Below are 18,355 nucleotides of genomic sequence, written 5' to 3' on the forward strand. Positions count from 1 at the left end.
GGGGAAGCCCCCGCCCGATCCGCAATCTCCGAGGGGTATGCCCCGCCCGATCCGCCCAGCGGGTCGGGCGGGGCCTTCACGTGCGAGGGATGATGGCAGCCATGGACTTCCGGCCCAACGCGGCACCGGCCCTGCGCACGCGCAGCCGAATACTGGTCCGGCTGCGCATCGCTCGCTGGGAGGTGATGGTGCGGCAGACCATCATCGAACCCGGCGGCGACAGCGGCTGGCACTATCACGACGGCACGCTGTTCGTGCTGGTGACCGGTAGTGCGCTGGATCATCCGGGCACCGACTGCGCACCGGTGATCCATCGGCCCGGGCGGATCTTCCGCGAACCGCGCGGGCCGAGCAATGCGCATCTGGCACGCAACAGCAGTACGAAACCGCTGATGTTGACGGTCCTGTATCTGAATCCGGCGGGCAGTCCGCTGTCGCGGAGCATTCCGCCCCCGGACTGCGCTCAGCGCGATCGGTAGTCGCGCAGCCAATCGGGGAAGGCGGTCAGATCGCGCAGCACCACATCGGCCCCGGCCGCCCGCAATTCGTCGGCGTCACACGGGCCGGTCGTAACCGCGACCGAATACGCCTGCGCCGTGCGGGCTCCCAGGACATCGCCGGTGTGATCGCCCACATAGACGCTGGCCCGATGCTCGCGCAGGGCCTCGGCCTTGCCCTCGGCCCACAGATCGCCGATCACCGCGTCGGCGCCGATCTCGAGATGTTCCAGGTGTAGTCGGGCGTTCGGCTCGAATTTCGCGGTGACGACCACCGCCCGGCCGCCCGCGGCCTGTACGGCCGCGACCGCCTCGCGCGCGCCGGGCATCGCGATCGTGCCGGTGATGGCGTGGGTGGGATACATCTCGCGATACAGGTCGGTCATGGCCGTGATCTGATCGGCGGGAAACCAGTGGGCGAGTTCCAGTTCCAGCGGCGGGCCGAGGCGGGTGACCGTGAGATCGCAGTCGATGTAGACGCCGGTGCGTTCGGACAGGGCCTGGTAGCAGGCGCGGATGCCGGGACGTGAATCGATCAGCGTCATATCGAGGTCGAAGCCGACCGTGAAGGCCACCGGATTCATCTACTCGTACTCATCGGCTCAGTTCGCGGGCTGGCAGGCGTCGCGCAGGGAGCAGGCGCCACAGGCGTTTCCGCAACCGCCGACCTCCGGCGCGGGCGCGAGCCCGACGATCGAGCGCCCGGCGGCATTGGCCCCGGCGCCCAGGGTGAACAGCGCGATCACCGCGACCACGACGGCCACGACCATTCCGAGCACGCCCCCGGCCACCAGCGTGACCAGCCCACCGGCCGCAAGCAGCACACCCGCGCCGATCGAGGTGGGCGCGGCGACCCGATTGGCCACGCGGAAGGTCTCCTCGGTTCGCAGGGCCTCCTCGGTATGCACACCGACGAACCGATTGGGGGGAAGGGAGCCGGTCAGCCCGAGTACCCCGGTGACGACGGCCACAGCCGCCAGCACGAACAGGATCAGCGCCACCACGAACACCCCGATCACGCTACCCGGCGCGCCGACGCGGGCGGCATGCGCCCCTTTTTGGGCGCCGACGTGGGCACGCTTTACCCTGGTGAAGACCTTTGTCCGGGGACGAAACCCAAACAGAAGGCAGGACCGTGCAGGACAGCCGTGCAACCGATACGACCGGTGCCGCCGCGACCGGTGACAGCGACATGCCCGCACACCGCTACAACGCCTATCTGGCCGGACGCGTGGAGAGCAAGTGGCAGCGGAACTGGGACGAGCGCGGCACCTTCCACGCGCCCAATCCGGTCGGCCCGCTGGCGGGTGAGACCCCGGCCGACAAGCTGTTCATCCAGGACATGTTCCCCTACCCGTCGGGTGCGGGTCTGCATGTGGGACATCCGCTGGGCTATATCGCCACCGACGTCTTCGCCCGCTTCCACCGCATGCACGGTCGAAATGTGCTGCACGCCCTGGGATATGACGCCTTCGGCCTGCCCGCCGAGCAGTACGCCGTGCAGACCGGCGCCCATCCGCGGGTGACCACCGAGTCGAATATCGCCAATATGCGCCGTCAGCTGGATCGGCTGGGCTTGGGCCATGATCGCCGGCGCTCGTTCTCGACCACCGATCCCGAGTTCTACAAGTGGACGCAGTGGATCTTCCTGCGCATCTACAACGCCTGGTACGACACCTCGGCGAACAAGGCCCGGCCGATCGCGGAGCTGGCGGCCGAATTCGCCTCGGGCGCACGGCAGACCGCCGACGGACGGCCGTGGGCCGAGCTGTCCGCGGCCGAGCGCGGCGCGGTGCTGGACTCCTATCGCCTGGTCTACCAATCCGATTCGATGGTCAACTGGTGCCCCGGGCTGGGTACGGTCCTGGCCAACGAGGAGGTCACCGCCGACGGGCGCAGCGAGCGCGGCAACTTCCCGGTGTTCCGTAAGCGGTTGCGGCAGTGGATGATGCGCATCACCGCCTACGCCGACCGACTGGTCGACGATCTGGATCTGCTGGACTGGCCGGACAATGTGAAGGCCATGCAGCGCAACTGGATCGGGCGTTCGCGCGGCGCGCAGGTGCGGTTCGCGGCCGACGGGCAGACGATCGAGGTGTTCACCACCCGGCCAGATACGCTGTTCGGCGCGACGTATGTCGTGTTGGCGCCGGAGCACGAGCTGGTGGATCGTCTGTTGGCCGCGCAGTGGCCCGAGGGTATCGATCCGCATTGGACCTTCCAGTCCCCGAGTCCGGCGGAAGCCGTTGCGGCGTACCGCAAGTCGATCGCGGCGAAGTCGGATCTGGAGCGCCAGGAGAACAAGGACAAGACCGGCGTCTTCCTGGGCGCCTACGCGACCAATCCGGTCAACGGCGCGCAGGTGCCGATCTTCATCGCCGATTATGTGCTGAGCGGCTACGGCACCGGGGCCATCATGGCCGTGCCGGGCCACGATCAGCGCGACTGGGAGTTCGCCACCGCCTTCGGGCTGCCGATCGTGGAAGTCATTGCCGGTGGGGATATCTCGCAGGCCGCGTATTCGGGTGACGGTGCGCTGGTCAACTCCGAATATCTGAACGGCCTGGATGTCGAGGCGGCCAAGGCGAAGATCATCGAGCGGCTGGAGGCCGACGGGCACGGGCGCGGCACCATTCAGTACAAGTTGCGCGACTGGCTGTTCGCGCGGCAGCGCTACTGGGGTGAGCCGTTCCCGATCGTCTACGACGCCGACGGTCAGGCGCACGCGCTGCCGGAATCGATGCTGCCGGTGGAGTTGCCGGAGGTGAAGGACTTCGCGCCGGTCACCTTCGATCCCGACGACGCCGACTCCGAACCGTCGCCGCCGCTGGCCAAGGCCACCGAATGGGTGAACGTGGAACTGGATCTGGGCGACGGTCCCAAGACCTATCGCCGCGACACCAATGTGATGCCGCAGTGGGCGGGCAGCTCCTGGTATCAGCTGCGCTACACCGATCCGACCAATACCGAGGCGCTGGCCGCACCGGAGAACGAGCGCTACTGGTTGGGCCCCCGTCCGGCCGAGCACGGCGCGAACGATCCCGGCGGCGTCGATCTGTACGTCGGCGGCGTGGAACACGCTGTGCTGCATCTGCTGTACGCGCGGTTCTGGCAGAAGGTGCTGTTCGACTTCGGCGATGTGTCCAGCCCCGAGCCGTACCGCCGCCTGTTCAATCAGGGCTATATCCAGGCCTACGCCTACACCGACGAGCGCGGCACCTATGTGCCCGCGGCCGAGATCGTGGAGCGCGACGGAAAGTTCTTCTGGACCAACGAGTCCGGCGTCGAGATCGAGGTCTTCCAGGAGTACGGCAAGATCGGCAAATCGCTGAAGAACGCCGTGTCCCCCGATGAGATGTACGACCTGTACGGCGCGGACACCTTCCGCTTCTACGAGATGTCGATGGGCCCGCTGGACACCTCCCGCCCCTGGGCCACAAAGGATGTCGTCGGCGCGCACCGCTTCCTGCAGCGCGTCTGGCGCCTGGTCGTCGACGAGGAGTCCGGCGCGGTCCGCGTCACCGACACCACCCCCGCCGACGCCACCCTGCGCCTGCTGCATCGCACCATCGACGGCGTCGACGCCGACTACGCCGCCCTGCGCGACAACACCGCGGGCGCCAAGCTGATCGAGCTGACCAACCACCTGACCAAGGAATACCCCCAGGGCGCCCCCCGCCAGGTAGTCGAACCCCTGATCCTGATGCTGGCCCCCACCGCCCCCCACATAGCCGAAGAACTCTGGGAACGCCTGGGCCACACCACCTCCCTGGCCCACGGCCCCTTCCCCACCGCCGACCCCGCCCTCCTGGTAGAGGACTCCGTCGAATACCCCATCCAGGTAAACGGCAAGGTCCGCAGCCGAATAAGCGTCCCCGCCGACGCCGACGCGAAGGCAGTGGAAGCCGCAGCCCTCTCCGACGAAAAACTCCAGGAATTCCTCAACGGCAAACCCCCCCGCAAGGTAATCGTCGTCCCCGGCCGCCTGGTCAACGTCGTAGCCTGACCGAGGTGGGCGCTCGATGGCGACCGAGCGTGGCCCCACGATCGAGACCCGAAGGCAGACCCATGCGATCGGATATGCCTTCGGGTACTGGGAAGTTCGACTATATTTTGAAGGTATTATCCGAAAATTCGGATAGGTATGCGGATTTCCATTTATTTGAAAATCTGGAGAAATCTCTGTCGAGGGTCTCTTTTCGCCATCGAACCGACTCGTAGTCCGACTCTTTGCCGTAGTCGTGATCGTGGATCACAGAGGAGCCGGGTGCGTACATGACATCGAAATTTCCCTCGTATCGAAGCCTATAGCAGAAGATCTTGAAGTCCTCGTCCGGATCAAGGCCCGCCCGTCCCGCCGAGCGCAGCGAGGCTGGGGTCAGCGTGGGGGGAGGAGGACGTCGTTGAGGGTGACCATGGAGAGGTTTCGGGACTTGATTATTTCTACTAATTGGTTGTAGCAGTGGGTTACCGGGGGGTGGTTGGCGTGGCCAATGACTATGGATTGGGGGGTGAAGTACTGGTGGGCCATCTGGATGAGGTAGTCCTCGGTTACCAGTTGGGAGTCGGAGAGGCTGCCGTACCACATGGTGGGGACGGTGTAGCCGAGGTCGGCGGCTACTCGGTCGACGGTGGGGTCGTGGTAGCCGAAGGGTGGGCGGTAGTAGGGGGTGCCGTCTACGCCGAAGGTGTTGTGCAGGAAGGTTTTCGCTCGGGCCAGTTGGTCGGATACCTGGGTGGGGGTGAGTTTGGTCAGGGCGGGGTGGTTCCAGGTGTGGTTGCCCAGTTGGATCTGGCCGGAGTCGACGAGGGGGCGCAGGGCGTCTCGGTGGATGGTCCAGGAGTCGTAGTAGGCGGTGACGAAGAAGGTGAAGCGGGCGCCGGTGTCGCGGGCGAAGCGGATATAGGCGCCGACCACCTCGGGACTGGACCCGTCGTCGACGGTCAGGGCGAGATTCGTACCGGCGCCGGGCAATGCGGTGATGGTCCCGCGGGACAGCTGCGTCTTCGGCCCGCCGGGCGGGGGCGGCAGCAGCGGGGGACGCGGCGGGGGCGGCGGGACCGGATTCGGGAGGTCGCCGCCGGAACCACTGGGTAGCGGCGGATCACCCTCGGCCAGCGAGGATCCGGCCAGCGCGGCGGCCGCACCGGCGGTACCGGCGGCCAACATGGTCAGGAACCGCCGCCGGGACCAGTTCGAATTCATAACTCACCAAACATGTTCGAGGTCGGCCTGCTTCGCGACCCACGGTAGTCAAGGCCACGCTATGCAGCGGCCACCCACGCCGTATGAACGCCGGATGACCACCCGTCGAACTTCCGTCCGCAGCACGGGCCGAGCCTCACCGCGCGATCGGCCGCAGCACGATCTCGGTCGGATGTGCATCGCGCGGCGTCTCCACGGCATTACGCACCGCGCGCGCAACGGTTTCCGCGGTCAGGAACTCCTCGGGCCGATACTCCCGCCCCTCGCCGGCCACGATCGCCCGCTGCATATCGGTATCGATCCGCCCGGGATGGATGGAGGTGACCCGCAGCGCGGATTCCTCCAGCCGCAACGCATCCCCGAACGCCCGCAGCCCGAACTTACTCGCCGCATACACACCCCAACCCGGATTCGCCCGCAATCCGGCCCCCGAATTGATAAGCACCACATGCCCTTTCGCCGCCCGCAGCGCTGGCAGCAGCAGCCTGGTCAACTCCGCGACGGCAATCAGATTGGCCTCCAACGTCTCCCGCCACAGTCGCACCGGCGAATCCGCGATCGGCCCGAGATCCCCGGCCACTCCGGCATTGTGCACCAGCACATCCAGCCGCTCGATCGGCCCGGTCGCCAGTGCCACGGCCTCGTAATCGGTCAGCTCGACCGGCCAGCCGGTGGCCTGCGGCAGTTCGGCGAGGATCTCGGTCAGCGAATCCACCGACCGCGCGCCCAGCAGCAGTCGATGGGTCGGCGCCAGTTCGCGGGCTATCGCCGCCCCGAGCCCCCGGCTGGCCCCCGTGATCAGAGCGGTCGGCTTGCTGTCGGTCACCATGCCCTCACCGTAATGCCCGATTGGCGTAACCACCGGGTCGCATCGGACGATGGTCACGGCAGCCCGCCTGTTCGGGGGCGCACCGCGTACTCCCAGCCACGAACCGAGGCGAACAGGGTGACAACTGCCGATCGACGAGCCGCGCAGCGCGCGTACCTGCGGGTGACATCGCAGAATAGGGGTATGAACGGACCGGGTTTCACCCCGACGCAGCTGGCGGCCCGGGCCGCCTATCTGCTGCGCGGCAACGACCTGGGCACCATGACCAGCGCCGCGCCCAAGCTGTATCCGCACATGTGGAGCTGGGACGCGGCGTTCGTGGCGGTCGGCCTGGCCCCACTGAGCGTGGAGCGGGCGGTGGTCGAACTCGACACGCTGCTGTCGGCGCAGTGGAAGAACGGGATGATCCCGCACATAGTGTTCGCGGGCGGCCGGGACGGCTACTTCCCCGGCCCCGCCCGCTGGGAGTGCCGACGCCTCGCCGCCAATGCCCCCGACGGCCCGGACACCTCCGGCATCACCCAGCCGCCCGTGCACGCCATCGCCGTGCAGCGCATCCTCGACCATTCCCGTCGGCACGGCCGCAGCACTCGGGCCGTCGCCGAGGAATTCCTGGATCGTCGCTGGACCCAGCTCATGCGCTGGCATCGCTGGCTGGCCCACGCCCGCGACCCGAAGGGCAACGGCCGCATCACGCTGTACCACGGCTGGGAATCGGGTATGGACAATTCGCCGCGCTGGGATCGGGCCTACGACAATGTCGTACCCGGTCCCGATCTGCCGCCCTACGAACGCGCCGACATCCATCTGATCGATCCGTCCCAGCGCCCCACCGACCGCGAATACGACCGCTACCTGTGGCTGGTCGAGCAGATGCGCCGCTGCGGCTACGACGATTTCCAGATGGCCTCGACACTGAGCTTCGCGGTCGAGGACGTCTTCGTGACCGCGATCTTCGCCCTGGCCTGCGAGGTTCTGGCCGGGATCGGCGAGGACTACCGCATGCCCAATGCCGATGTGCGCGAACTCTACGAATGGGCCGACTACTTCCGCGCCGGGGTCATCGCCACCACCGACGAGCGCAGCGGTGCGGCCCGCGACTTCGATCTGCGCCTGGGCCGCTGGATCGATACCGAAACCCTGTCGATCTTCGCGCCGCTGCTGTGCGGCGGCCTGCCCCGCGATACCGAGCGCAGCCTGCTGCGGCTGTTCGAGGGCCCGCGGTTCTGCGGTCATCCGGACCTGCGCTACGCGCTACCGCCGTCCACCTCGCCGGTATCCAGGGACTTTCGACCGCGCGAATATTGGCGCGGCCCGGTCTGGCCGGTGATGAGTTGGCTGTTCTCCTGGGTCTTCGCCCGGCGCGGCTGGGCGGAACGCTCGTTCATGCTGCGCGCCGAGGGACTGCGCCAGGCCAGCGACGGCAGCTTCGCCGAGTACTACGACCCCTTCACCGGCGAACCGCTCGGCAGTATGCAGCAGTCCTGGACGGCCGCATCGGTTTTGGACTGGCTGGGCTAGCCTCGAGCAACCATTCACCGGCGATTCACAGCGCGGACTGTGGTCACAGTGGCATCGGCTGCTTACTCTCGTAACCATGTATCGACGCACAGTGGTTCGCTCCAAGGTTCGTCGCACGCTCCTCACCCTGCCGCTCGCGGCAGCGATGGGCATACTCTCGGCTACCGGCATGGCCACGGCCTCGCCGAGCGGGCCGGACGTCTCGTCGTGGCAGCACATCGACGGCCGGTTGATCAACTGGTTCGAGGTGCGCGCCTCCGGCAACAACTTCGCCATGGTGAAGGCGACCGAGGGACTGGGTTACATCAATCCGTACTTCGTGCCCGACAGTCTGCTCATGCGGGCCGCAGGCGTCGCCCGGGGCACCTATCACTACGCCCGCCCGCAGTCACCGCCCGAACCGCAGGCCGCGCTGTACGCGAGCGTGGTGCTCGGGCAGAACGGGCCGCTGGATCTGCCGCCGGTGCTCGATCTCGAGAGTTCGGGCGGACTGCCCCCGGCCGCGCTCATCGACTGGACCCATCGCTATCTGAATGCCGTACAGGCCATGACCGGTCGGGTGCCGATCATCTACACCTACCCGAATTTCTGGCGCACGGCGATGGCCGATTCGCACGAGTTCACCAATTACCCGCTGTGGATCGCGGATTACCGCGGTAATGCGCAGCCGGAGGTGCCGGGCGGCTGGCCGACCTGGACGTTCTGGCAGACCACCGATTCGGGCAGCATTCCGGGTATCGCCGGGAACACCGATCTGAACGTATACAGCGGCGCTCAGGGCGATTTCGCGCGCTTCGCCAATACGTGAACGTGCCGAGGCCGCCGCGCGGACTGCGCGGCGGCCTCGGACCGGTTCAGTTGTCGACGGCCAGGATCGATCGAGTACTCGCCGGTGTCGTGGGCGGCATTCACAACGATCGGTACCTCGGATTGATCAGCTCTCAGTGCTCGTCGTAGTGACCGTCGTGGGCGGCGTGGCGGCAGCCGTCGTGGATGTAGTCCACATGGTCACCGTGCGGGATCGCGACGTGGCCGCAGCCCTCGCCGTGCTTGTGATCGTGCCCGCTGTGCTCGCGGTGTCCGGCCGGTTCGCATTCGTCGAAATGCCCGTCGTGGGCGCGGTGCAGATGTCCGTCGTGCACGTAATCCACATGGTCACCGTGCGGAACGGAGACGTGTCCGCAGCCCGGACCGTGCTTGTGATCGTGCTCGGTATGCGGCGCATGTGCCGTTGTCATCGAACTCCCCTCTTTCCATAACGCGGATGGACAGGTGGTGCCGATCACATACAGTAATAGCCATACGTTTGCGCTTTACGCCGCGCCCCGCGATTCACAGCACCTGGGACAGGAATTGCCGCAGCCGCGGCGTCTCGGCCGCGTCGAAGATCCGATCCGGCGTACCGGACTCCACGATCCGTCCCTCGTCCATGAAGACGACATTGTCGGAGACCGAACGGGCGAAGCCCATCTCATGGGTCACCACGATCATCGTCATACCGCCCGAGGCGAGCTCGGCCATGAGCGACAGCACGCCCTTCACCAGCTCCGGATCCAGCGCCGAGGTGGCCTCGTCGAACAGCATGAGCTCCGGTTTCATCGCCAGCGCCCGAGCGATGGCGACCCGCTGCTGCTGACCACCGGACAGATTGGCCGGGCGGGTGTCCGCGCGACCGGCCAGGCCCACGGTCTCGAGCTGTTCCAGCGCCACCGCGCGGGCCTGTTCCTTGGACAGGCCGCGCAGCTTGCGCGGTCCGAGCGCGACATTATCGGCGACCGACATGTGCGGGAACAGATTGAAATGTTGGAAGACCATGCCGATGCGCTGGCGCAGCCGATCGGGATCCTCGGTGAGCACCGAGACATCATCGATCAGCACATCGCCGGAATCGGGTTCGTGCAGCCGGTTCAGCACCCGCAGCAGCGTCGACTTACCCGAACCGGACGGGCCGATGACCGTGGTCGTCTTACCGGCGTCGACATGCACATCGACCCCGCGCAGCACCTGATTGCCGCCGAGCGTCAAATGCAGTCCGGTACCGGTCAAAGAGGAACTGCGGAATTCCTTGTCACCGCTCATGCTCCACGCCCTTCCGTCACCACGGCCTGCTCGATCGGTTCGGCCGCATCCTCGCGCCGACCGGTGCGCAGGCGGCGGTCGATGTAGTTCACCAGATGGGTCAGCGGAATGGTCAGCAGCAGATACACCAGACCGGCCGCCACCAGCGGGGACAGATTTCCGGTCTGCGCGTTGAGATCTCGGCCGACGGCGAACAATTCGCGCTGCGTCGCGAGCAGACCCAGGAAGTAGATCAGCGAGGAATCCTTGATCAGCGCGATGAACTGATTCATCAGCGCGGGCAGCACCCGCCGCACACCCTGCGGAATCACCACCAGCGTCATGGCCTGCCGATACCCGAATCCGATGGCGCGCGCGGCCTCCAACTGCCCGGCCTCCACCGATTGGATGCCGGAGCGGAAGATCTCGCCGATATAGGCCGACGCCAACAGCGCGAGCGCGACCGCGCCCAGCCAGTACGGATTGTTGCCGGTGACATTCTTGACCACCGGGCCGATACCCAGCCCGATCAGAAGAATGATCACCACGGCTGGCAGTCCGCGGAAGATATCGGTGTAAATCCGTGCGGGCCAACGCAACCAGCGCGTCCGTGAAATACCGGCGACCGCCAGCAGCATGCCGAGCACCGTACCCAGCGCACCCGAAACCAGCGCCAGGATCAGCGTATTGGGCAGACCGGTCTTGAAAAGATCCGGAAAAGCCTTGCGGTACAGCGACCAATCGAAGAATGTGTCCTTCAGCTGTGCCAGCGTGGATTTCGGCGCGACCTGCGGCGCAGCACTCTTCTCATGTTCGGCGGCGATCTTCTCGAAGTCCGGGAGCTGCGGCATCGCAACGGCTTTCGAGCCCGGCTTCCACCCCGGCGGCAGCGGCCTCGGCTCCCAGTCCGCGTACAGCTTGGCGTAGGTGCCGTCGGCGACGACCGCGTCCAGGCCCGCGTTGAGCGCGTCGATGAGCGGCTGATTGTCCTTGCGCACCGCCCAGGCCGTGTAGTTGTCCAGGCTGAAGGTGTTCTGCACGATCGAGGTCGGATCGCCCGCTTTGATCGTGCCGGTGGCCTGGGCCGACGGCGCGACCCACGCATCGATCTGGCCGGTCTTCAGATTCGCGTAGGCGGTGTTGTAGTCCGGAAATTTCACCGGATCCAGATGCAGGGTGTTGACCACGTACTCGTCCTGCACCGTGCCCTGCACGACGCCGATCCGCACGCCCGGTTTCAGATCCGAGAAGCCCTTCAGCGCACTGCCGTTCGGCACGACCAGCGAGAAATAACCGAAGTCGTAGCCGTTGGTGAAGCCGACCAGCTGCCTGCGCGCATCGGTGGTGGTGATACTCGACGAGCCGAGGTCGAAGCGCCCGTTGGCAACCTGTGCCAGCAGGCCCGCGAATTCGGTGCCGGAGAACTGCACCTGCAGGCCCAGTTTGGCGCCGATCGCCTTCAGCAGTTCGTTGTCGAAGCCGGTGAACGCGCCGTGCGAATTCACGCAGATGCTCGGCGGCGCATCCGACAGCGTGCCCACGCTCAGCTTGCCCGGGGTCAGCAGACCGAGTTTGCTCGTATCGATCCGATCCAGCGGCACGGTGTTCGCCGTGGTGTAGCGGTCGGTCCCCGCCGAGGCTCCCGATGCGAGATTCGTGGGCGCCGAAGACGCCGACGCCTCGCCCGGAGGCGAACACAGATCTCGGCTTGCCGATGAGTTGCTGCTACTGGAACCGCAGGCCGTCAAGAACAGCAGGGTAACGGCCGACACCACCGCGAACAGCACACGGGATCGTGATACGGGCAAACGGGCCATAGCCGGAAACAGTAGCCGGAGTCGATGACGGTCAGCCGACCACGCCCCAGTGCAGTACTCGCACGCTGAACAGCACCAGACCGAGCGATACGGTCGCGACCACGACCAAACCGACGACGGCCACCACCAGCGGCCGCCAGCCGGTGCGACCGAGCTCACGGAAATCGGTGTTGAGTCCGACGCCCGCGAAGGTCAGCAGGAACGCCCATTTCGAGACGTTGCCGAGATTGGCGATCTGGGACTTGTCCAGCCAGTGCACCGTCGCCAGCGCCGAGACGGCCAGGAAGCCGAGCACGAATTTGGGGAACTTCTCCCAGACGAACACCGCCTTGGCCCGCAGGCCGGGCGCGACCGCATCGGCCTCGCCGCGGGCGGCCCAGTACAGCGCGAAGCCGAGGACGACGAATCCGATCAGTGCGTTGCGGGTGGATTTCACCAGCACCGCGAGCTTGCCCGCGGCATCGGAGTACGCGTAACCGGTGGCGGTGGTCTCGGCGGTGTTGTCCACGGCCAAACCCGCCCACAGTCCGAATTCGTGATCGGACAGGCCCAGGCCGTGGCCGATCGCGGGCAGGGTGAACAGCGCGACCGCGCCCAGGGTGAGGATCGCGGCGATGGCATAGCCCACATCCGAATTGCGCGCCCGGATCGCGCCGCGGGTCGCCACGATCGCCGAGACGCCGCAGATCGAGGTGCCCACGGCCAGCAGCGAGCCGAGTTTGCCGGACAGGCCGAGCAATCGGGCCGCGGTCAGGATGATCGCGCCCGCGACGGTCATATCGATCAGGATCAGCACGAAGCTGGCGCCGCCGAGTTTCGCGATATCGCCGAGTACGAAGCGTGAGCCCAGCGCGACGATGCCGATCTTCAGCCAGAACTCGTAGGTGCCGATTCCCGGGCGGAAAATCTTCGGCACGCCAACAGTATTGGCGATGATCAGACCGAAAACGATTGCCCAGAGCACATATTCGATATCCGGGAAGCGCCAGTGGTGATCCTTGACGAAGGAGTTCACCCAGATCTGGGTGTATTTGCCGAGCAGGCCGATCGCGATCAGCAGCAGAATACCGGGCAGATAGGCGGCAAGCTCCCGCCCGACGGGCGGCCGCGACGACGGCGCGACCTCGGAAGCGGCCGTGGGATTTTCGGTGACCATCGCGATCACCACGGAATCTTCGGCAGCACGCCCGCGACCGCGGCGAGCGTAATGACACCGGCGACGATGACCGCCCACCAGTCGACGCCGATCCGCGCGAGCGCCGACCGTTCCTCGGTGGGCGCGGGACCCGGTTCACTCATGATTGCTCCCTCGATACTGCCGATCGCGGGGGCTGTCGCCCGCGATCAGCAGCAATGGTGAGGGACCTCACACGAGTGCGGAAGCAATGAACTCGAGGTGATTCGAGGAGACGCTCAGACCTGCTTGTCGCGCCAGCGAATCGCGGCCTCGACCGTGGACAGATCGTAGTCGGGGCCGCCGGAGCCGACGGTGAACAGCGTCGCGCCCGCGGCGACGAGGGCGTCGGCCTTGTCCTCGCCCGGCCAGTCCACCGAGCGCTCGATGGTGGCCGGATCGGTGCCGACATCGCCACAGTGCTCGGCCAGGATCTTCGACTTGCGTTGCAGCACATCGATATCGGCGAAGGTGTGCCAGATCTGCGCGTACTCGGCCACCAGGCGCAGGGTCTTCTTCTCGCCGCCGCCGCCGATCAGGATCGGAATATCGCGCAGCGGTTGGGGATTGAGCTTCTTCAGGCGGGCGTCGATGCGGACCAGATATTCCTTCAGCAGCGCCAGACGCGTTCCGGGCGTGCCGAATTCGTAGCCGTATTCGTCGTAGTCGCGCTGGAACCAGCCCGCGCCGATGCCCAGGATCAGGCGGCCACCCGAGATGTGATCGACCGTGCGGGCCATATCGGCGAGCAGATCGGGATTGCGGTAGCCGCCGCCGGTGACCAGCGCGCCGATCTGTACGCGTTCGGTCTGCTCGGCGATCGCGGCGAGCATGGTCCAGCACTCGAAGTGCTCACCGGCCGGATCGCCGGACAGCGGATAGAAATGGTCCCAGTTGAACACCACGTCGACGCCCGCGTCCTCGGCGCGGCGCACGGCGTCGCGAATGAGGTCGTAGCGGGGGGCGTGCTGGGGCTGGAGCTGGACTCCGATGCGGATGGGTCGACTCATCTGGGCACTCCTGGTCCGGGTGGTGGGCCGTTACGTCCGGGTTGTGGGTCGTTGCCGAGGCTACCCGCGTTGCCGGAACGCCCGTATTTGGAGCGGATGACCAGTTAGTATTCGAGCCGCGGCCACTGGCCGCACCACCCTCTACTCGGATCGTCCGGCACGTTCCTGCCGGTGAAGGGATTGATTTCGCATGGCCACGGTCACCTTCGACCGCGCGACCCGGTTGTACCCGGGAGCCGCCAAACCCGCTGTGGACGCACTGAATCTGGAGATCGCCGACGGTGAATTCCTGGTTCTGGTCGGGCCGTCCGGCTGCGGTAAGTCCACCTCGCTGCGCATGCTCGCCGGACTCGAGGATGTCGACGGCGGTCGCATTCTGATCGGCGACAACGACGTCACGCACGCCGAGCCCAAACAACGCGATATCGCGATGGTGTTTCAGAACTACGCGCTCTACCCGCATATGACCGTGGCCGAGAACATGGGCTTCGCGTTGAAGATGGCGAAGGTGCCCAAGGCCGAGAAGGAGCAGCGCGTCCGCGAGGCGGCGAAACTGCTGGATCTCGAGCAGTATCTGGACCGCAAACCCAAGGCGCTGTCGGGCGGTCAGCGTCAGCGCGTGGCGATGGGCCGGGCGATCGTGCGTCAGCCGCAGGTGTTCCTGATGGACGAGCCGCTGTCCAACCTCGACGCGAAACTGCGCGTGCAGACCCGCACCCAGATCGCGCAGCTGCAGCGCCGCCTCGGCACCACCACCGTCTACGTGACCCACGACCAGGTCGAGGCGATGACCATGGGTGACCGGGTCGCGGTGCTGAAAGACGGTCTGCTGCAACAGTGTGCGGCCCCCCGAGACCTGTACCGCGACCCCGCGAACCTGTTCGTGGCCGGTTTCATGGGCTCCCCGGCGATGAACCTGTTCACCCTGCCCCTGTCCAACGGTTCGGTCACCCTCGGCGGCCACGCCGTGCCGGTCCCGCGCACCGTCGCCGACGCCACCGACGGCTCGGTCGTGGTCGGTATCCGCCCCGAACATTTCGAACTCGGCGAATCCGGCTCCGGCATCGCCATGGAGGTGGACGTGGTCGAGGAACTCGGCTCCGACGCCTACATCTACGGCCGCAGCCTCGGCGAGAACGGCTCGGGCACAGGCGAAACCATCGTTGCCCGAGCGGATTGGCGCAAGCCCCCGGTCAAGGGTGAGAAGCTGTCGCTGACGTCCACGGCCGAGCACATCTATTTCTTCGAGCCTTCGACGGGTAAGCGGCTCAACTGAATTCGGCTCCCCGCGCCGCCCGCTGGGCGGACGGCGCGGGGAACAAATGGGGGCCGCAAGCGGACAGCGCGGGGACCAATGGGGCCACAAGTGGACGGCCGGTGGGTGGGGTCAGGCTTCTTGTGAAGTGGGGGGTTTCGGGGTGGGGTTGTTCCAGGATGGGTTCAGGCGGATGCGGATGTCTTCCAGGGTTAGTTCCGTGCCTGAGCTGCTGCGGATTTCGACCTGGACCGGGTCGCCGGTGGCGTCTTCCACTCGCTGGAGGGGTGGGGTGCCGTTCTGGAGGTATTTGTCGCCCCACTGCCAGAGCGAGAGGATGACCGGTAGCAGGTCTCGGCCCATGTCGGTGAGGACGTATTCGTTGCGGGTGCGTTTGCCCTCGTCCTGATAGGGCTGTTTGCGGAGGAGGCCGGCCGCGGTCAGTTTGCGGAGGGCGGCGGCCGCGGCGGCGTCGGTGATGCCCACTCGGGCGGCGAAGCCGTCGAAGCGGGTGACGCCGTAGATGGTCTCGCGCAGGATCAGCAGGGCCGAGCGGGTGCCGACGAGGTCGAGAGCCTTGGCGATCGAGCATTCGGTGGGCTTCCAGCGGTCGACGTCCCGGAGCGGTCCTTCCAGTACAGCGGACATGGCGCTCATCATAACTCCTCTGACTTGTGGCGACTATGGTCAGGGAATATTCTGACTATAGTTCGACTTAGTTAGACATATCGCATCGTCGCGATCCCGGAAGGACACAGCCATGAGAGACGCAGTCATCGTCGAGGCCGTACGCACCCCGATCGGCAAGGGCAAGCCGAACGGCGCCCTGCACGAGGTGCATCCGGTGGATCTGCTCGCACACAGCCTGCGCGAAGTCGTTCGACGCAGTGGGATCGATCCGGTGCTGATCGACGACGTGATCGGCGGCGTGGTCACCCAGGTCGGTGAGCAGGCCGCGAATGTGACGCGCCGGGCCGCCCTGGCCGCGGGCTATCCGGAATCGGTGCCCGCCACCACGGTCGACCGGCAGTGCGGCAGCAGCCAGCAGGCCGTCCACTTCGCCGCGCAGGGCGTGATCTCCGGCGCATACGACGTGGTGGTGGCCGCCGGACTGGAGTCGATGAGCCGAATCCCGATGGGCTCCAATCTGATCGGCGCCACCGACCTCGAGGGCGTGGCCTTCCGGGAGCGCTACCCTGAAGACCTCGTCCCGCAGGGCATCAGCGCCGAATTGATCGCCGCCCGCTGGGGCATCGGCCGCACGGCCATGGACGAATTCGCCCTCGCCAGCCACGAGAAGGCCGCGGCCGCGACGAAGAACGGCTCGTTCGAATCCCAGCTGGCGCCCATCGCCGGACTCACCACCGACGAGGGCATCCGCATCGGCAGCACCCTGGACACCCTGGCGGGTCTGCGCCCGGCCTACTACAGCAGGGAATACGCCGAGCGCTTCCCGGAGATCGGCTGGAACATCACCGCCGCCAATGCCAGTCAGATCAACGACGGCAGCGCCGCCCTGCTGATCATGACCGGTGAGAAGGCTCGCGAACTCGGCCTGAAGCCGCTGGCCCGGCTGCACAGTTTCGCCGTCGCGGGCGACGATCCGCTGCTGATGCTGACCGCCGTCATCCCGGCGACCCGAAAAGTCCTGCAGCGCGCCGGACTTCAGCTCGCCGATCTGGACCTGATCGAGATCAACGAGGCCTTCGCCTCGGTGGTGCTGGCCTGGCAGCAGGATACGGGCGCGGATCTGTCGCGCGTCAATGTCAACGGCGGGGCGATCGCACTGGGCCATCCGCTCGGCGCGTCGGGCGCGCGCCTGGCGACCACGCTGGTGCACGCCATGCAGGAGCGGGGTGCGCGCTACGGTTTGCAGACCATGTGCGAGGCAGGCGGGTTGGCGAACGCCACCATCTACGAACGGCTGTGAAACGGCAGGGCGCTCAGTCCTTTTCGGACGGATCGAGTCGACGGCGCGCCAGCTGCGTGACGCCGTTGTAACCGTAACTCTCCCCGTCGAGTTCATACAGCGCCACGTAGGCAGCGGCGGGCAGCGGACCGAACAAATCGGCCAGCAGCTGATAAGCGTGCGCGATGAACGCCGACTTCTCCTGCGCGGTATTGGTTCCCGCGGTGATGCTGACCTCCAGATGCACTCCGGTCGACCGCTCCGGGTGCTCACCCATGATGAACCAGTTCTCCGGCAGAACGGGATTGACCTGCACCACGGTCACTTCCGGCTCTTTGAGCAGGTCCTTTTCGAGCAGCGCCGTGATCTCGGCGGCGAATCGCGTTCGAACATCGGCGGAGACACCGGGATCGGCGAGGGTGAGGCGAGCGAACGGCATGGCGACCAGCTCCAATCGTGCGTAATGATTCGATCCATTACTACGCCTCGATCGTGTAATGTGTCAATCCATTACATAGGAGGTGGTCGCATGCCGACCGAGCGAATCGGACTGGCCCTGGTGGCCACCGTGCGCCGCAGGGCCACCCGGGAGCCGATCGAGCGGCTGTCCGATCCGGCGGCCCTGCGCGCCTGGCTCGCCGAACACGGACTCGCGGTCGACGGTTGTTCCGAACGCGATCTCGCGGATACCCGATCGCTGCGCGAGGCGATCTACGCGCTCGCCGAGGCCGCGGCCTTCTCCGGGGCACCCGAACCCGCGGCGCTGCGGCTGGTCGACGAGATCGCCGCACGCCCCGAACCACGCCGGAAGCTGCTCTGGAACAACGGCTTCCGTATCGAACTCGCACCGCTGACCACCCGCGACGCGCTGACCGTCATCGCCCGTGACACCGTCGATCTGCTCACCGGTCCCGAGGGCGCGCGCCTGCATCAGTGCGAGGCCGACACCTGCGGCACCGTTTTCGTCGTTCCCGCGGCGGGCCGACCACGCCGCTGGTGCTCCTCGGCGTCCTGCGGCAATCGGGAGCGCGTGCGCGCCTACCGCGCGGCCCGTCAGTAGCGCTCGGGCGGCGATAGGC

General features: G+C 66.5%; 19 protein-coding genes. 7 read left to right on the forward strand and 12 right to left on the reverse strand.

Annotated elements, in window-relative coordinates:
- Positions 1–89: 89 nt before the first annotated feature.
- Positions 90–479 (forward strand): cupin domain-containing protein, encoded by a 390-nt coding sequence (locus NP4_RS24965; RefSeq protein WP_068002419.1) that lies wholly within the window; start codon positions 90–92, stop codon positions 477–479.
- Here the strand turns inward: NP4_RS24965 and NP4_RS24970 are convergent.
- Positions 464–1,081 carry an HAD family hydrolase gene (locus NP4_RS24970; protein ID WP_068002421.1) on the reverse strand — a complete coding sequence of 206 codons (618 nt, stop codon included), beginning with the start codon at positions 1,079–1,081 and terminating at the stop codon, positions 464–466. The genes NP4_RS24965 and NP4_RS24970 overlap by 16 nt on opposite strands.
- Positions 1,082–1,099: 18 nt before the next feature.
- Entirely contained in the window at positions 1,100–1,507 is a 408-nt protein-coding gene (locus NP4_RS24975; protein ID WP_068002546.1) for an SdpI family protein, read from the reverse strand.
- A gap of 182 nt (positions 1,508–1,689) precedes the next feature.
- Here NP4_RS24975 and leuS point away from each other — a divergent pair, with 182 nt between their 5' ends.
- Complete coding sequence (leuS, locus tag NP4_RS24980) at positions 1,690–4,503, forward strand: leucine--tRNA ligase (RefSeq protein WP_068002549.1); 2,814 nt, start codon at positions 1,690–1,692, stop codon at positions 4,501–4,503.
- Positions 4,504–4,875: 372 nt separating this feature from the next.
- On the opposite strand, the gene NP4_RS24985 is transcribed toward leuS, so the two are convergent.
- Positions 4,876–5,703 (reverse strand): polysaccharide deacetylase family protein, encoded by an 828-nt coding sequence (locus tag NP4_RS24985; RefSeq protein WP_068002424.1) that lies wholly within the window; start codon positions 5,701–5,703, stop codon positions 4,876–4,878.
- 136 nt (positions 5,704–5,839) lie between these two features.
- A complete protein-coding gene (locus NP4_RS24990; protein WP_068002427.1) occupies positions 5,840–6,532 on the reverse strand; it encodes an SDR family oxidoreductase in 693 nt (230 codons plus the stop codon).
- A 183-nt stretch (positions 6,533–6,715) separates the two neighbouring features.
- On the opposite strand from NP4_RS24990, the gene ggh reads away from it, so the two are divergent.
- Both ggh and NP4_RS25000 read left to right on the forward strand, forming a co-directional pair.
- Entirely contained in the window at positions 6,716–8,053 is a 1,338-nt protein-coding gene (gene ggh, locus NP4_RS24995) for a glucosylglycerate hydrolase (RefSeq protein ID WP_068002430.1), read from the forward strand.
- 76 nt (positions 8,054–8,129) lie between these two features.
- On the forward strand, positions 8,130–8,861 hold the full coding sequence (locus NP4_RS25000) for a glycoside hydrolase family 25 protein (RefSeq protein ID WP_068002431.1): 732 nt from the start codon (positions 8,130–8,132) through the stop codon (positions 8,859–8,861).
- A gap of 133 nt (positions 8,862–8,994) precedes the next feature.
- Here NP4_RS25000 and NP4_RS25005 read toward each other — a convergent pair whose 3' ends face one another.
- From NP4_RS25005 to NP4_RS25025, 6 genes are all read right to left on the reverse strand, one after another.
- The gene (locus NP4_RS25005; protein WP_068002434.1) at positions 8,995–9,291 is read right to left on the reverse strand and encodes a hypothetical protein; all 297 of its coding nucleotides are present in this window, start codon (positions 9,289–9,291) and stop codon (positions 8,995–8,997) included.
- Between the two features lie 94 nt (positions 9,292–9,385).
- Positions 9,386–10,132, reverse strand: coding sequence for an amino acid ABC transporter ATP-binding protein (locus tag NP4_RS25010; protein ID WP_068002437.1), 747 nt, complete (start codon positions 10,130–10,132; stop codon positions 9,386–9,388).
- Entirely contained in the window at positions 10,129–11,928 is a 1,800-nt protein-coding gene (locus tag NP4_RS25015) for an ABC transporter substrate-binding protein/permease (protein WP_068002438.1), read from the reverse strand. Before NP4_RS25015 ends, NP4_RS25010 begins: the two co-directional genes overlap by 4 nt.
- A 31-nt stretch (positions 11,929–11,959) precedes the next feature.
- Positions 11,960–13,084: a YeiH family protein gene (locus tag NP4_RS25020; RefSeq protein WP_068002552.1), complete on the reverse strand. Its 1,125-nt coding sequence runs from the start codon at positions 13,082–13,084 to the stop codon at positions 11,960–11,962.
- Positions 13,085–13,089: 5 nt separating this feature from the next.
- Positions 13,090–13,227, reverse strand: coding sequence for a hypothetical protein (locus tag NP4_RS41735; protein WP_169813802.1), 138 nt, complete (start codon positions 13,225–13,227; stop codon positions 13,090–13,092).
- Between the two features lie 114 nt (positions 13,228–13,341).
- The gene (locus tag NP4_RS25025; protein WP_068002443.1) at positions 13,342–14,112 is read right to left on the reverse strand and encodes an LLM class F420-dependent oxidoreductase; all 771 of its coding nucleotides are present in this window, start codon (positions 14,110–14,112) and stop codon (positions 13,342–13,344) included.
- A gap of 190 nt (positions 14,113–14,302) precedes the next feature.
- On the opposite strand from NP4_RS25025, the gene NP4_RS25030 reads away from it, so the two are divergent.
- Positions 14,303–15,388 (forward strand): ABC transporter ATP-binding protein, encoded by a 1,086-nt coding sequence (locus tag NP4_RS25030; protein ID WP_068002446.1) that lies wholly within the window; start codon positions 14,303–14,305, stop codon positions 15,386–15,388.
- Between the two features lie 111 nt (positions 15,389–15,499).
- Here the strand turns inward: NP4_RS25030 and NP4_RS25035 are convergent, their stop codons facing one another.
- The gene (locus tag NP4_RS25035) at positions 15,500–16,015 is read right to left on the reverse strand and encodes a winged helix-turn-helix transcriptional regulator (RefSeq protein WP_068002555.1); all 516 of its coding nucleotides are present in this window, start codon (positions 16,013–16,015) and stop codon (positions 15,500–15,502) included.
- A gap of 112 nt (positions 16,016–16,127) precedes the next feature.
- Between NP4_RS25035 and NP4_RS25040 the strand changes: the two genes are divergently transcribed.
- Positions 16,128–17,297 (forward strand): thiolase family protein, encoded by a 1,170-nt coding sequence (locus tag NP4_RS25040; protein WP_068002449.1) that lies wholly within the window; start codon positions 16,128–16,130, stop codon positions 17,295–17,297.
- A gap of 13 nt (positions 17,298–17,310) precedes the next feature.
- Here the strand turns inward: NP4_RS25040 and NP4_RS41740 are convergent, their stop codons facing one another.
- Positions 17,311–17,715: a tautomerase family protein gene (locus tag NP4_RS41740; RefSeq protein WP_068002559.1), complete on the reverse strand. Its 405-nt coding sequence runs from the start codon at positions 17,713–17,715 to the stop codon at positions 17,311–17,313.
- A 90-nt stretch (positions 17,716–17,805) separates the two neighbouring features.
- Here NP4_RS41740 and NP4_RS41745 point away from each other — a divergent pair, with 90 nt between their 5' ends.
- The gene (locus NP4_RS41745; RefSeq protein WP_068002453.1) at positions 17,806–18,336 is read left to right on the forward strand and encodes a CGNR zinc finger domain-containing protein; all 531 of its coding nucleotides are present in this window, start codon (positions 17,806–17,808) and stop codon (positions 18,334–18,336) included.
- The last annotated feature ends 19 nt before the right edge of the window (positions 18,337–18,355 follow it).

Origin of the sequence: Nocardia pseudobrasiliensis NBRC 108224, assembly GCF_001613105.1 — a bacterium.
GTDB lineage: Bacteria > Actinomycetota > Actinomycetes > Mycobacteriales > Mycobacteriaceae > Nocardia > Nocardia pseudobrasiliensis.

Coding starts and splice junctions, on each gene's coding strand:
- NP4_RS24965 (WP_068002419.1), top strand. CDS start 90: ATGATGGCAGCCATGGACTTCCGGCCCAACGCGGCACCGGCCCTGCGC.
- NP4_RS24970 (WP_068002421.1), bottom strand. CDS start 1,081: ATGAATCCGGTGGCCTTCACGGTCGGCTTCGACCTCGATATGACGCTG.
- leuS (WP_068002549.1), top strand. CDS start 1,690: ATGCCCGCACACCGCTACAACGCCTATCTGGCCGGACGCGTGGAGAGC.
- NP4_RS24985 (WP_068002424.1), bottom strand. CDS start 5,703: ATGAATTCGAACTGGTCCCGGCGGCGGTTCCTGACCATGTTGGCCGCC.
- NP4_RS24990 (WP_068002427.1), bottom strand. CDS start 6,532: ATGGTGACCGACAGCAAGCCGACCGCTCTGATCACGGGGGCCAGCCGG.
- ggh (WP_068002430.1), top strand. CDS start 6,716: ATGAACGGACCGGGTTTCACCCCGACGCAGCTGGCGGCCCGGGCCGCC.
- NP4_RS25000 (WP_068002431.1), top strand. CDS start 8,130: ATGTATCGACGCACAGTGGTTCGCTCCAAGGTTCGTCGCACGCTCCTC.
- NP4_RS25005 (WP_068002434.1), bottom strand. CDS start 9,291: ATGACAACGGCACATGCGCCGCATACCGAGCACGATCACAAGCACGGT.
- NP4_RS25010 (WP_068002437.1), bottom strand. CDS start 10,132: ATGAGCGGTGACAAGGAATTCCGCAGTTCCTCTTTGACCGGTACCGGA.
- NP4_RS25015 (WP_068002438.1), bottom strand. CDS start 11,928: ATGGCCCGTTTGCCCGTATCACGATCCCGTGTGCTGTTCGCGGTGGTG.
- NP4_RS25020 (WP_068002552.1), bottom strand. CDS start 13,084: ATGGTCACCGAAAATCCCACGGCCGCTTCCGAGGTCGCGCCGTCGTCG.
- NP4_RS41735 (WP_169813802.1), bottom strand. CDS start 13,227: ATGAGTGAACCGGGTCCCGCGCCCACCGAGGAACGGTCGGCGCTCGCG.
- NP4_RS25025 (WP_068002443.1), bottom strand. CDS start 14,112: ATGAGTCGACCCATCCGCATCGGAGTCCAGCTCCAGCCCCAGCACGCC.
- NP4_RS25030 (WP_068002446.1), top strand. CDS start 14,303: ATGGCCACGGTCACCTTCGACCGCGCGACCCGGTTGTACCCGGGAGCC.
- NP4_RS25035 (WP_068002555.1), bottom strand. CDS start 16,015: ATGTCCGCTGTACTGGAAGGACCGCTCCGGGACGTCGACCGCTGGAAG.
- NP4_RS25040 (WP_068002449.1), top strand. CDS start 16,128: ATGAGAGACGCAGTCATCGTCGAGGCCGTACGCACCCCGATCGGCAAG.
- NP4_RS41740 (WP_068002559.1), bottom strand. CDS start 17,715: ATGCCGTTCGCTCGCCTCACCCTCGCCGATCCCGGTGTCTCCGCCGAT.
- NP4_RS41745 (WP_068002453.1), top strand. CDS start 17,806: ATGCCGACCGAGCGAATCGGACTGGCCCTGGTGGCCACCGTGCGCCGC.